Here is a 12,426-nt window from a genome sequence, read left to right as displayed (position 1 = left end):
GCCTCACCGTCTTGCCAGGGCCAGCCCCATCAGTGCCGCTGCGGGCTCGTCGACGCGGTCGGTGGACAGGCGCTGGAGCCAAGCGCCCGAGACGTCGTCGAGAGCGTCACCGTCCAGGCGGGCCGGGAACCGGCCCAGGGTGGTGGCGGCCGGCGTGCGTGCCGGGAGCCCGAGGCGTCCGCGCAGGTCCGGGCCGCTGTCGGCGGCGAAGCGTGCAATGGAAGCCAGCGAGGTCGCGCCGCTGAGCACGGCGACCAGGCACAGGGTGAGCAGGACGCCGAGGCGATAGCGGCGGCCCCGGACGCGGCGGGGGTCCGGAACTTGGTCCAACACTTCGGCCAGAGTGCGCAGTTCCGGTAGCTCCGCAGGCGGGCGCCGCAGGATGAGGTCCTCGCAGCGGCGCGCGAGGACATCGATCGGGGAGGATGGCACGCGAACACGACCCCTGTTCGTGATCTTCGGCTTCGACAACCTTGATCATCCGCAGTCGCGTTCGCCGTTTCGAGTCGGGCGAATCGGCCTGATCGACTACACCAGGGTGAACCGCTCATCTCGCCACCTGAGAACGCATCGGCCCCGGTCCGGTCTGCCGGGTTCCCGACATGGGCCAGGGAACCGTCAGGGGACGTGGTCGGTTACAGAGGCGCTAGACCCAAGGCCTCCGTTGGACCAGTCGCGCGGAGCTCGCAGGTGTGCTCGGATGTCGAGCCACGTGGCCGAGCATCCGCTTCCTCAAGTAGTTGAAGTCCAGGACTTCGCTGACGGTGAGCGGATGAAGTCGAATATGCGGCGCACGCAGCACGGCTGACGATTGGAGACGGCACAGCATGACATCTCATGAGCCTGCCCGTGGCGTGTTGCGACGGGCACGCATCGCCACGTCCCTCCTCTTCTTACTCTTCGGGACAGCCCTGGGGGCGTGGACGAGTCGTATACCCGGTGTGAAGAGCCATCTAGGGTTGAGCGACGGTCTGTTGAGTCTCGCGCTGCTCGCCTTCGCTGTGGGAGCCATCACGGGCATGGCGGGGCTGGGCCGACTCGTCGACCGGTACGGCAGCACGGGCGTCATGGTGCCGACGGCATTGCTGGAAGGCTTGCTGCTGATGCCGACGGCGTATGCGCCGACCCTCGCCACGCTGGTGCTGGCCCTCTTCCTCTTCGGCCTGGCGCACGGAACCCTGAACATCGCCATGAACGCCAACGCGCTTGTGCTGCAGCGGGTTTGGGGCAGGCCGATCATGTCGTCGTTTCATGCCGTCTACAGCATCGGCGGCTTCCTGGGAGCGGCCGCCGGAGGACTGTGCGCCCGAGCGGACGTGAGCGTGGGTACGACGTTCGTTTCGGTGGGTGGCATCGTCGTGCTCATGGCCCTGTGGGCGGCGAGGTGGGCCCTGCCTGCCGCGATGATGCCTGCCGTCGAGCGTGAGACGTCCGCCGGCGCCCCGGCAAAGAGGGTCACCCGCTCGTTCGATCTGTGGTTCCTCGGGATCCTGGCGATGTGTGCGCTGGTGGGAGAGGGAACCGCCGCGGACTGGAGCGCCGTGTATCTGCACGAGAGCCTGGGGAGCACGCCCGGTTTCGCCGCGGGGGCATTCGCCGCGTTCTCCGTGGCGATGACCGTCGGACGCCTGCTGGGCGACCGTCTCGCGGCACGGTTCGGACCCGTGAACCTCGTGCGCTTCTGCGGCGTACTGGCTTCGGTCGGCATGGCAACCGCCCTGCTGATCGGCCGACCGGTGGCAGGCATCATCGGGTTCGCCTGTCTGGGGGCGGGTATGTCCTGCATCGCCCCGCAGGTCTACTCCGCGGCGGGCCAGCGCGATCCGGCCCACGCGGGTGCCGCACTGTCCCTGGTGGTCAGCCTGGGGTATGTCGGCTTCCTCGTCGGCCCCATCGTCATCGGCAGCGTCAGCACCTTCACAGGGCTGCCCGCCGCTTTGGGTATCCCCGCGCTGCTCGTGCTCGTCGTGGCGCTGAGTGCCTCCGCGCTGAGGCCCCCGGGGCACCGCGGGACGAGAACCTCACTGGACTCCGACCGGCCGAGGCTCGTTCCCGACGCCGACGGCTGAGCGCGCTCCGCCTCTCTCCCGCCGAGCGGGGTCAACCTCCGGATGCCGGCTACGCGGAGCCGGTGGCGAGCAGCGCGATGAGGTCCGGCGTGGTGCGCACATCGCCGAAGGAGCGATAAACGGTGCGCAGGCTCACCAGTTGGATTAGCCAACCGTAGTGATGCCGTGGCAGATGTGACGCGCACGTCCGGCGCCCAGGCGACGTCGGGCACCCTCCCCGGCCAGGTCTTACCGGCCTGCCCGGCCAGCGTCCGGAGGGACGTGTCACGCGGGCCGACGGCTTTGCCCATCGGCACCAGGGCACGAAGACGATTGGCGACATGGGGCGGTTTTACACGCTCTGGTCCTGTGTAATCCATGGGATCGCTAAGCCATTCAGAGACGCTCGCGTTGTGGGCGTGGTCGGTACCCGTGGCCGTGGCGTCGGCGACGAGGATGACGCGGTAGCCGAGCGTGAAGGCGTCGCGGGCGCTGGACTTGCAAGGTTGGGTGCGACAGGGCGCCGAGTCCGGCGTCACCCGCCCGACGGTCGACTGCGACCGGCCCGCATGCTCAGGCGGTCAGTTCCGTCTGGGCTGCCGCCGCAGAAACAGGAGCGTGGCGGATGTACCACTCGGTGGAGAACAGTCGCACTCGAGCGTCCGGCGGAAGGCCGGCGATGAGGCCCGGTACGGCTCCCCGCTCAAGCCCGGCAGCCTGGGCTGCGAGCATGATGGTCACCCGGTGGGTGTGCACGTGTTCCGGATGGCCGGGCAGTCCACCATAGGGGTCATGGGTGACTATGATCTTCGGGCGGAACTCCCGGATATGCGCCACCAATCGCCGCACCGCCTCGTCGAGCGGCGCATCGCAGACCGCGCGGAGTCCGGGGCCGACTGTGGTACGCGCGCGTCGGCGTAGCCGAGCATCCGCGGTTTGCCGGCGCCGAGGAGCCGCAGCGCTTCGGCCAATTCCGCGGCGCGCGGGGTGTCCGCGGCCCAAGTCGCCGTGACGACGGCGGTACGCGCGCCCGCAGCCGCGTGACGGACGAGCACTCCGCCCGGCCGACAACGACTCGTCGTCCGGGAGGTCGGATCATGGGCCGGCGCCCGGTTCGCGCTTGTCCCGGGACCCAACGCCGTGCCGAGGGGACCACTGAATTCCCTGGACGACGGGAGTCGCGGCCGATCACCACTCGGCCTCAAGAGCTTCCGTCAATCGGGATACGGAGGTCAGATCTGGAAAGCTCCGTAGAGAAGCGACGACCTGATTGCTCGCGAACTCGCGCTGCGCAGCGGTCACGGTCGGATCGACTGCGCACTCGGCCTGCACGTAAACGAAGTTCAAGGCCGTTGCGAAAAGCATCGAGAACGATTCCAGGTTCTTGATGGCTGCTCGGCCCCCGGCGCCCAGATACGCGCGTGCCAATCGCCGGGCGGAATCGGTATTGAAGTGGTTCCCGCCTGCCCATACGTATACGGCACGTGCGAGCTCGCGTTCCGCCGATATCGATCCGGCATTGTCCCAGTCGAGGAGAACCGGCCCGTTCGGACCGACCAGGACATTTTGAGGCTGCACATCGAGATGTGACGTCACCACATCACCTGGTGCGGACGGAGTGACGTAGTGCGCTACCTCTGCCGCTGAAGTGGCGATGAACCGGCCCAACGCGTCCGACCACGGCATGCCGACGCGGCGAACCTCCTCGTGCAGTTCTGCCCACTCGGCCTTCTGGGGGCACTGTTCATACCAGGAGTCCGGTGTCTCGCTCGCGCCTTCACCGGCCATGTGGAGGATGGCCAGGGTCCGGCCGCACCAACTCAGGATTTCCGGATCAGAATCGTCTACACCAGTTCCGTCGACCCAATCGTAGAGCTTCACATAGGACCCGCCCCGCGAGGGGGTGAGCTGTGAGACGTATGTGCCGTTGCGATTCGGGATGAGCCGTGGCGACGAGATCCCCAGCTTCTCCGTGGCGTTCCGCAGCGCGGATTCCCGGTCGACCTGCCGCTCGTCACAGCCGAAGAGGAGCTCCTTCACCGCCCACGAGGAGCCATTCCCGGATAACTTCCAGATCTGCCCCAGCGCGCCACGGGTGACGGGCGTCATCGTCCACGATGCGGTCCCGAGCGCATAGGTCTCCGCAATGAAGTCGGCTGTGCTCTGCATGCAGGTGCCTCTCGGGCTGCTTTGTTGATGGCCACCACTGTGCGGCTCAACTATAGGAATACGTCCAGGGCCCTGAGCGGCATCGGCCGACCCGAAGGACCGGACTTACCTCTGCCGCGCCTGCGCAGGGCGATCGACGGTGCCTGCGCGGCGGGCATCCCCGTGATCTACGGGGTCATCGGGTTACGGCCGGGCCATCCAGAAGTGAGTACGCGCAACAGGGTGCTCACCCGGCCAGCCTGTTCACCGAGGGCGACCCCGGCACCGAGATCCACCGCGACGTCGCGTCCCAGCCCGGCGACGTCGTGGTCACCAAGAGGCGGGGAGCGCGTTCTTCTGGATCGACCACGCCGCCACCCGACACCCCAAGGCCTCTCGGGCAGCGACCTCGACGTGGCGGCCTCAGGCGCCCTGCTGCTGCCTGGCCCGGTTTGCCGAGGCCGCCGAGTAGCGAGCGGTGAAGACCGCTGGGATCAAGAAGCTGGCGATCTTGATGGCGATGGTTGCGGTGGTGGCGTGCGGAGCCGCCTTCAACAGGGCGTACAGCGCCACGGCGGCGACGGTGAATGCCACCGCCCACGCCAGTGTGATCACCGCGTTGACCCGGTAGAAGCGCGGGGTCGTCCACACGTGCTCCGGCACCATCCGGCGGGCGACGCCCATCGTGAAGGGCCGACGGATCATCAGCGAGCCCCAGGCGGTGAGCGCGAGCCATGCGTTGACCAGCGCCGGACCGTATCTGACCAGTGAGGAGTCGGGCGAGGCGAAGGATATGCAGCTGATCCCCGCAAAGAACACGGCGGCGCTGCACTCGATGACCATCTCGTCCCACGCCTTACCGCTCCAGCGGTCGTACACGATGATGACCAGGGCGATGCCAAGTCCTAACAGGGCACCACTGCGCCACTCGTCGCTGGTGGCGACGCACGCGTAGGCGATCCAGGGGAGGAAACTGATGAGGTAGCGGTACATGGGCAGCTCCTTTCGGGACCCCATCCGAGCAGATGGAATCCCGTACCGGAGCATCTTTGATCACCTTTGAAGGACTATTGATCCCGAGCCGCTTCGGTGTGGGTCAACGGCGGCCGCTGTGGCCGCTGTTGGCGGGACCCGATAGCCGAAGCATGTCAGTGGCCCGCGGTGTCCACGCCCGCTGTGGGCGCCCAAGCCAGGGCGCGCAGACATCCCGAACGGATGTCATCGAGGTGCGAGGCGAGTTGCCCTGGGGCGTCGCCGAGGAAGCCCTGTCGTACCGCCGTCAGGCCAGGGCCCAGTCGTAGGTGTAGTCCCCAGGTCAGGTGGGCGGTGGCGAAGCCCAGGGCGGCGGAGTGGCGTAGATCGGTGTCGGCGAGGTCGCTGAGGGCTTGGCCGTAGACGTCGAGGAGGGCTCGTTCGTCCAGCTCTCCTCGGCCGCCGAAGGCGCGGTAGAGGGAGACGAAGGTGCCCAGGTCGAAGCCTACGGGGCCGATGCCGACGTGCTCCCAGTCGATGAGGACGAGGGCATTGTCGCGGTCCACGCCGGCGTTGCGCGGGGTGAGGTCGCCGTGGACGAGAGTGGTGGGCAGCTTTGCGGCGCGTGAGATCAGCTCCTCAGCCGCGTCCAGGCAGGTGTGCAGGCCGTGGAGCTGCTCGGGAGTGAACAGCGCCTTGAGTTGCGGATCGTGGGTCAGGGCGTCGAGGTTGTCGTGGCCGGCCGGAATGTGATGGGTGTAGGCGGCGTACCCTCCGCGTTCCAGCCAAGGAGTGTCGAGCAGGTCGGGGTGCAAGGCTCCTGGGACATACAGCAGCGCTGTTCGTAGGGCGGTTGTCGTGGCCGCGCCGGGGGTCCACGGCTGGTGCAAGGCGGTGCCGATGTCGCGCATGACGATCCAGGCGAGGCCGTTGTGGCTGACGACGGTCGCGTCCGGTGGCGTTGCCAGGCCGCGGGGCAGCAGGCGGGGAATGTTGCCGGCGAAGAAGTGGGCTTCGCGGCGGTCCAGTTGGCTGTCGCGGGAGTCGAGTAGGGACCGATGGCCCCAACTTGGGATCTTGACGATCCACTGGGACAGGCGGCCGTCCGGCGCGGTGGTGCCCACCCCAAGGACTGCTGCCTGTCCCAGTCCGGGCGACAGGTCCCGCACCGACAGCACTCGCATGCCGGCTCCCCATGCGCCCTCATGGGATGCGAGGACGGCCTCGATCGTCCCGGCACCGGGCAGGACACGGTCCATCGTCTGTTTCCTTCAGGGCGGCAGTCCACGAGTGGGGTCTTGGACGAAGAGCATCCGACCACAGGTGCGACGCGAGCGGCATGGTGTTTTCGCGCTTCCGCGGTTCGCGTTGTCCACGGCATGTGCTTGCGGGCACCGGGCGAGACTTGCGGACACCGGGGGTGACGTGCCGCCTGGGGCATTCCTAGCCGATCGGCACCGCCTGCCCTGTGACCCGCGTGCGAGTGTCCAGCGGGTCCACGTCGATCAGCAGGTCACTGGCGCGGCCCATGTCCTCTCCTTGGCGGATCGCGATCGTGGCCGGCCCGGTGACCAGACCCACCGTACGAAGGTATCCGCCGAAGGCCGCAGCGGCCGCTCCCGTCGCCGGATCCTCCACGACACCACCGACAGGGAACGGGTCGCGGGCGTGGAAGCGCTCCGGCGACTCGCGCCACACCAGGTGGACGGTCGTCCATCCGTGACGCCGCATCACCTCGGCGAGACCGTCGAAGTCGTAGTCCAGGTCCGCCAATCGCTCCCGGGAGGCGGTGGCCAGCACCAGGTGGTCGTTGCCGCCGAACGCCACGTGCGGGGGCAGTGCCGGGTCGAGGTCGCCGGGAGCCCAGCCCAGTGTCTTCAGGGCAGCGTCCAGCTCGGCGGTCGCGGCGGGACGAGAATGGGTGGATACGCTGGTGAGCGTGGCCAGCACCGCGCCCTTGCCGTCCACCATGGTGGCCACGGGGATCTCGCCCGCAAGCGTGTCGAGGACGATCTCGCCGGTGCCCAACCGCTCGCCGAGGGCGACGGCCAGCGCAACCGTCGCGTGCCCGCAGAAGGCGACCTCGGCGAGCGGGCTGAAGTAGCGAACCCGGAACCGGCGCGAAGCTTCGTCGCGGCCGGTGACGAAGGCCGTCTCGGAGTACCCCACCTCGGCGGCGATCGTGAGCATCGCCGCGTCGTCGAGCCCGGAGGCGTCGAGCACGACCCCGGCCGGGTTGCCGCCCGCCGGATCATGGGTGAAGGCCGAGTAGCGCAGGATCTCGGCCGGCGGACTGAGGCGGTTCACGGGGCTCGACCCGTTCGCGTCGATCGTCATGGCTCCACGCTGCCAGCCCGCACCGATTGAGTCCAACGATAGCTTTCGATTCAATCCATCGACATAACGCATAGCATGAACTGTGTGGACACGCGACTGCTGCACACCTTCACCACCCTCGCCCGAACAGGCAGCTTCACCGCCGCTGCCGCCGAGCTGCACCTCGCCCAGTCCACGGTCACCGTGCACATCCGCGCGCTGGAACGGGAGCTCGGCACCCGGCTCTTCGACCGCCTGCCCACGGGCGCGCTGCTCACCGAGTCCGGCCGGCGGATGCTGCAAGGAGCCGAGGACGTACTCGACGCGGTGGCGCGGCTGCGAGCCGACAGCCAGGGCGACGGTGCCGTGGCGGGACGAGTGGTGGTAGGCACCCCCGAGTCGCTGTGCGCCACCCGGTTGCCGGGCGTGATCGCCGCCCTGCGCACCAGCCATCCCGAGGTGGACGTCCACCTGTACGCGGCCGGCACGGGGGAGTGCGTCGAGGGGCTGCGGTCCGGGCGACTCGACCTCGCGCTGCTGTTGGAGGAAGAGGCCGACTTCCCCGATGTGACGACCGAGCCGATCGCCCACGAGCTGCTCGCCTTCGTCTGCGCTCCCAGCCACCCGCTGGCCGCGCGTGCCCGGGCAGCGACCTGGGCGGAACTGGCAGCGGAGAGCTTCTTCCTGCTGGAACAGGGCTGTTCCTACAGTGATGAGCTGGAGCGACGCCTGCTCGCCGTGCCCGGCGCCCGACCGCGGCTGACCCGGTTCGGGAGCGTGGACGCGGCGCGTTCCTGCGTCGCCGCCGGACTGGGACTGACCCTGCTGCCGCTGACGACCGTGGAGGAGCAGCTGCGCCAGGGACGGCTGGCGCAGCTCCGCGGACCGCGAATCGCTGAGGTTCCGGTGCGGCTGGCCCGGCACCGCAGGCGGTGGACGGCACCGGCTGCGCAGGCGTTCGCGCAGGAGCTCGTGCGGCAGTTGTCCGGCTGACGCAGCACGGGGAGACGTCCTGTGGGCTTGGTGGATTTGCTCCAGCCGGAGATATGCGCACCTTCGCCGGGTGCCGGGTGCCGGGTGCCGGGTGCGGGATGTCGGGTGCCGGATGCCCAGATAGAGGGCGCCCGTGGGCGAGCACGCTGGGCGTGGTCTCTGACTAGTGGGTGATCGCCGCCGTCACCGGTGCTCCCGTCTAGGGGGTGAAGTCGGTGTTGCCCCCGACATTGCCGATCATCCGGCGCAGCACCTTGATGGTGAGCACGAACTCCTCATCGCTCACGCCTTCGCGTACCCGCGCCAGCGCCCCGGGAATGACGTCGTCCCGGATCTGCGCCAGGGCAGCGGACCCGGCATCGGTGAGCGTCAGCCGCCCATCGATGTCTGCTTCGAGCCTGCCCCGTTCGATGAGTTCGTCGATGGCGGAGTCCAGGACCGAGGCATCAACGTACGGCCGTACCTCGACGATCTTCTTCGCCACCTCCACGCGGGTGAGCCTGTGGTCGCTCTCGCTCACCCGGTACAGGGCCCACCAGTGGCGTTGTGCGATGCCCAGTTCTTCCAGGGAGGTGTTGATGTGCCCGACGATGGCTTGGTTTGCCGCTCCGGTCCAGTAGCCCATCGGCTGGGTGAGCAGTTCCGCGTCGGTGAATTCCATCCTCTGAAACCTCCAGTGCCTAGATTCGTCTGACGGGCAGACGCTAAGACCTCAATCGAGGTTTAGGTCAACAGGGCGCCCCCGGAACGACCACCGTATGCAGGAGGTGATCGCCCGTGGTGCTCACCATCGCGGCTAGGCCGTGTCGTAGCCAGGTGATCACCCCCGCTAACACGGCTGCAGAGCGGTAGACGATCGCGAGCTTGTCGTAGCGTGTGGCCAGGCCCCGCCACTGTTTGAGCAGGCTGAAGGACCGTTCTACGACGTTCCTACGTTTGTAGGTTTCGGTGTCCAGGGTGCGGGTCCTGCCGCCGTCACGGCCCTTTCTCTTGCGGTTTGCCTGCTGGTCGGTGCGTTCGGGGATGACAGCGCGGATGCCGCGGCACGCGAGGTCTGCGCGGATCTGTTTGGAGGAGTACGCCTAATGGCACGCGAAGGACAGTAATCGAGTCCTGTTCCCCGCCTTTCGGAGTCACGGCGAGGGCGGGCTGGAGCTGACCTTCAGGGCGCGGGCCGAGCCTTTGAGTATGCCCGGACCGCAGAGTCCTTTGACAAGACGAGGTTGGCTCCGCGCCCATCGTGAGACATCGAGACAACCGAGTTGGGACACGACCTCGTCGGCAGAAGGCCCAGGCGGTCGCGATGGTGCAAGTGGAGGCGTCTGCCGTCGTGGCCAGATCTGCCAGGCCGTGATGCGGTTCGCTGTCCGCAGTCCGAGCCGGTTGTGCGGATCACCTCTCTCCACTGCCTGAGCCCCAGCTCTGAAGCAGACCGAGGGCCGCACCACCTGCTGGGGTTGCGAACGGCTGGTGGGATGACGTGCCTTGAGCACTTCCAATAGGGAGCACGCGCACCCCGCACAGGCTCCGACCTGGCAAAGGACCGCAAAGGAGGAAGGCTGTATGGAGATCACTGGGTTACCAACGCCCGTCTTTTGCGGGGTGGACTGGGCCGAAGACCACCACGACATCGCGCTGGTGGACGCCAGCGGAAAGCAACTGGCCCGACAGCGGATCAGCGACAATGCCGCCGGGTTTGCCCAGCTCACCGCCCTGCTGATCGAGCACGGTGACCGCGCAGATGCTCCGGTCCCCGTTGCGATCGAGACCTCACGCGGGCTCCTCGTCGCCTGTCTGCGGGCCACCGGCCGCCCCGTCTACGCGATCAATCCGCTGGCAGTCTCCCGCTACAGGGACCGGCACTCCGTCGCCCGGAAGAAGTCCGACGCCGTCGACGCCGCGGCACTGGCGAACATCCTGCGGACCGACATGGCCGCCCACCGGCCTCTTCCTGCAGATTCCGAGCTCGTGCAAGCGATCGCCGTGCTCGCCCGGGCACAGCAGGACGCCGTCTGGGACCGCGGCCAGGCCCACAACAAGCTCCGCTCCCAGCTACGGGAGTTCTACCCGGCGATCCTGGAGGCCTTCGCCGATCACAAGCACGGCCTGTGTGCACAGGAGGCCCGTACGATCCTGGCCGCGGCCCCGACGCCGACCGCGGCCACAAGGCTGACGCGACGGCGGCTGCAGTCCCTGCTCAAGCAGGCCGGCCGGGTCCGCGGCATCCAGGCCGAAGCCGACAGGCTCCACGCAGTCTTCCAGCGCGACTACCTCCACCAGCGCCCGCAGGGGGCTGTTCGTAAGGGGATCGCGGGCCGTCCGGAGCCGCCGCGTACGCCATGATGGGCCGGTGGACTTCGAACCTTACCGGGGTGAGCTGGTGGCGTACTGCTACCGGATGCTGGGCTCGTTTCACGAGGCCGAGGACCTGGTGCAGGAGACGATGCTGCGCGCGTGGAAGGCCCGCGACCGGTACGACCGCACGCGCGCGTCCGTACGGACCTGGCTGTACCGGATCGCGACCAACGCGTGCCTGACCGCGCTGGAGGGGCGTGCGCGGCGGCCGTTGCCGTCCGGCCTTGCCGCGCCGAGCGACGATCCCGGGGCACCGCTCACGCCGGCGTTCGACATCCCCTGGCTACAGCCGTTCCCCGACGCGCGGTTCGACACGGGGGTGCGGGCCGACATGCGGCTCGCGCTGGTGGCGGCGATGCAGGTCCTGCCGCCGCGGCAGCGGGCCGTGCTCGTGCTCCGCGAGGTACTGGAGTTCAGCGCCGCCGAGGTCGCCGCGCAGCTCGGGACCACGGTCCCGGCCGTCAATAGCGCTCTGCAGCGGGCCCGCGCCGCTCTCGCGGACGTGGGCGACGTGGGGGAGGTCGCCGAGCCGGACGATCCCGAGGTACTCGCGGTGATCCAACGGTATGTGCGGGCGTTCGAGGCGGCCGACGTCCCTGCGCTCGTGCGGCTCCTCACGGACGAGGCGGTCTTGGAGATGCCGCCGGTGCCGCTGTGGTACCGGGGCAGCCGCGACTACGGCCTGTTCATGCGCCGTGTGTTCGAGACGCGCGGAACGGGCTGGGGCATGAGGCACCTCACCGCCAACGGACAGCCCGCGCTCGCCGCGTACGCGCCGGAGCCCGGCGGCGGGCTTCGGCTGCACACGCTCCAGGTCTTCACGGTCACCGGCGGCCGGGTCGCGCACAACGTCGTGTTCGCCGATCCACGCGTGTTCGAGGCGATCGACCTGCCCCAGCAGATTTCTTTCGACGAGTTTCGCCAGACGCGATGAGTCCGGCCGGTGCCGCCGGTACGTACGGGTGAGCATCGGTCGAAGGGACACCCATCGTGAGCGTCATCGTCATTGAGTTCATCACCCTGGACGGGATCGTGTCCGACCCGGACGGGTCCGGGAACACGCCGACCGGCGGCTGGGCGTTCCGGCACGGCCCCGAGACGGTCGCCGGGGACAAGTTCCGGCTCGGGAGTGCGCTGGACGACGGGGTCATGCTGCTGGGGCGCACCACCTGGCAGTTGTTCTCGCGGCTCTGGCCGGGACGCGACGACCCGTTCTCCGCGCGGATGAACGCCGTGCCGAAACTGGTCGCCTCCCGGGCGCTGACTGACGTGTCGGCATGGGCGAACTCACAGGTCATCGACGGCGACCTCGTCGACGCCGTCAAGCGCGAGCGGGGCGATGTGATCATCACCGGCAGCCTGAGCGTCGTGCACGCACTGATGGCCGAGGACCTGATCGATGAGTACCGGCTCCTGACCTTCCCCACGATCCTCGGCACCGGCGATCGGCTCTTCCCCGCCGGCGGCCCGCCCGCGTACCTGGAGTGCCTGTCGGCCGAGCAGGCCGGCGCCGCCGTCCTCGCACGGTACGGGAGGGCAGCACGATGACGGTTCGATTCCTCGCCCTGTACGAGACGCCGGCCGACCCCGAGGT

General features: G+C 68.5%; 11 protein-coding genes and 3 pseudogenes. 6 read left to right on the top strand and 8 right to left on the bottom strand.

Annotation, left to right across the window (positions count from 1 at the left end; translation table 11 throughout):
• Window positions 1-3: 3 nt before the first annotated feature.
• The gene (locus ABT009_RS32840; protein WP_351303280.1) at window positions 4-432 is read right to left on the bottom strand and encodes a transposase family protein; all 429 of its coding nucleotides are present in this window, start codon (window positions 430-432) and stop codon (window positions 4-6) included.
• Between the two features lie 395 nt (window positions 433-827).
• On the opposite strand from ABT009_RS32840, the gene ABT009_RS32835 reads away from it, so the two are divergent.
• The gene (locus ABT009_RS32835) at window positions 828-2,069 is read left to right on the top strand and encodes an MFS transporter (RefSeq protein WP_351303277.1); all 1,242 of its coding nucleotides are present in this window, start codon (window positions 828-830) and stop codon (window positions 2,067-2,069) included.
• 552 nt (window positions 2,070-2,621) lie between these two features.
• On the opposite strand, the gene ABT009_RS32830 is transcribed toward ABT009_RS32835, so the two are convergent.
• Together ABT009_RS32830 and ABT009_RS32825 are read right to left on the bottom strand one after the other, a co-directional pair.
• Complete coding sequence (locus ABT009_RS32830; RefSeq protein ID WP_502990011.1) at window positions 2,622-3,050, bottom strand: PIG-L deacetylase family protein; 429 nt, start codon at window positions 3,048-3,050, stop codon at window positions 2,622-2,624.
• 186 nt (window positions 3,051-3,236) lie between these two features.
• Window positions 3,237-4,217, bottom strand: coding sequence for a phosphotransferase enzyme family protein (locus ABT009_RS32825; protein WP_351303274.1), 981 nt, complete (start codon window positions 4,215-4,217; stop codon window positions 3,237-3,239).
• A 72-nt stretch (window positions 4,218-4,289) separates the two neighbouring features.
• Between ABT009_RS32825 and ABT009_RS32820 the strand changes: the two are divergent.
• Window positions 4,290-4,561: pseudogene (locus ABT009_RS32820) on the top strand (cysteine hydrolase family protein); the annotation flags it as partial.
• A gap of 58 nt (window positions 4,562-4,619) precedes the next feature.
• Here the strand turns inward: ABT009_RS32820 and ABT009_RS32815 are convergent.
• The 3 genes from ABT009_RS32815 to ABT009_RS32805 all read right to left on the bottom strand — a co-directional run bounded on the left by ABT009_RS32815 (window position 4,620) and on the right by ABT009_RS32805 (window position 7,505).
• A complete protein-coding gene (locus tag ABT009_RS32815) occupies window positions 4,620-5,189 on the bottom strand; it encodes a hypothetical protein (RefSeq protein ID WP_351303271.1) in 570 nt (189 codons plus the stop codon).
• A 155-nt stretch (window positions 5,190-5,344) separates the two neighbouring features.
• Window positions 5,345-6,427, bottom strand: a complete 1,083-nt coding sequence (locus tag ABT009_RS32810) for a phosphotransferase (RefSeq protein WP_351303268.1) — start codon at window positions 6,425-6,427, stop codon at window positions 5,345-5,347.
• A 184-nt stretch (window positions 6,428-6,611) separates the two neighbouring features.
• Window positions 6,612-7,505 (bottom strand): PhzF family phenazine biosynthesis isomerase, encoded by an 894-nt coding sequence (locus ABT009_RS32805; protein WP_351303265.1) that lies wholly within the window; start codon window positions 7,503-7,505, stop codon window positions 6,612-6,614.
• 84 nt (window positions 7,506-7,589) lie between these two features.
• On the opposite strand from ABT009_RS32805, the gene ABT009_RS32800 reads away from it, so the two are divergent.
• A complete protein-coding gene (locus tag ABT009_RS32800) occupies window positions 7,590-8,477 on the top strand; it encodes a LysR family transcriptional regulator (protein WP_351303263.1) in 888 nt (295 codons plus the stop codon).
• Between the two features lie 199 nt (window positions 8,478-8,676).
• Here ABT009_RS32800 and ABT009_RS32795 read toward each other — a convergent pair whose 3' ends face one another.
• Together ABT009_RS32795 and ABT009_RS32790 are read right to left on the bottom strand one after the other, a co-directional pair.
• Window positions 8,677-9,138, bottom strand: a complete 462-nt coding sequence (locus tag ABT009_RS32795; protein ID WP_351303260.1) for a MarR family winged helix-turn-helix transcriptional regulator — start codon at window positions 9,136-9,138, stop codon at window positions 8,677-8,679.
• 67 nt (window positions 9,139-9,205) lie between these two features.
• A pseudogene (locus tag ABT009_RS32790) lies at window positions 9,206-9,559 on the bottom strand (transposase); the annotation flags it as partial.
• A 481-nt stretch (window positions 9,560-10,040) separates the two neighbouring features.
• Between ABT009_RS32790 and ABT009_RS32785 the strand changes: the two are divergent.
• From ABT009_RS32785 to ABT009_RS32775, 3 genes and pseudogenes are all read left to right on the top strand, one after another.
• Window positions 10,041-10,763: pseudogene (locus ABT009_RS32785) on the top strand (IS110 family transposase); the annotation flags it as partial.
• Window positions 10,764-10,827: 64 nt separating this feature from the next.
• A complete protein-coding gene (locus ABT009_RS32780) occupies window positions 10,828-11,766 on the top strand; it encodes an RNA polymerase subunit sigma-70 (RefSeq protein ID WP_351303257.1) in 939 nt (312 codons plus the stop codon).
• Window positions 11,767-11,822: 56 nt separating this feature from the next.
• Window positions 11,823-12,380, top strand: a complete 558-nt coding sequence (locus ABT009_RS32775; RefSeq protein ID WP_351303254.1) for a dihydrofolate reductase family protein — start codon at window positions 11,823-11,825, stop codon at window positions 12,378-12,380.
• Window positions 12,381-12,426 lie beyond the last annotated feature (46 nt).

It is taken from the genome of Streptomyces sp. NPDC002896 (assembly GCF_040295225.1).
Classification (GTDB): Bacteria; Actinomycetota; Actinomycetes; order Streptomycetales; family Streptomycetaceae; genus Streptomyces.
Note: the sequence above shows the minus strand (reverse complement) of the source record. Positions and strands in the feature narration are given on the sequence as shown.

Coding starts and splice junctions, on each gene's coding strand:
- ABT009_RS32835 (WP_351303277.1), top strand. CDS start 828: ATGACATCTCATGAGCCTGCCCGTGGCGTGTTGCGACGGGCACGCATC.
- ABT009_RS32825 (WP_351303274.1), bottom strand. CDS start 4,217: ATGCAGAGCACAGCCGACTTCATTGCGGAGACCTATGCGCTCGGGACC.
- ABT009_RS32815 (WP_351303271.1), bottom strand. CDS start 5,189: ATGTACCGCTACCTCATCAGTTTCCTCCCCTGGATCGCCTACGCGTGC.
- ABT009_RS32810 (WP_351303268.1), bottom strand. CDS start 6,427: ATGGACCGTGTCCTGCCCGGTGCCGGGACGATCGAGGCCGTCCTCGCA.
- ABT009_RS32805 (WP_351303265.1), bottom strand. CDS start 7,505: ATGACGATCGACGCGAACGGGTCGAGCCCCGTGAACCGCCTCAGTCCG.
- ABT009_RS32795 (WP_351303260.1), bottom strand. CDS start 9,138: ATGGAATTCACCGACGCGGAACTGCTCACCCAGCCGATGGGCTACTGG.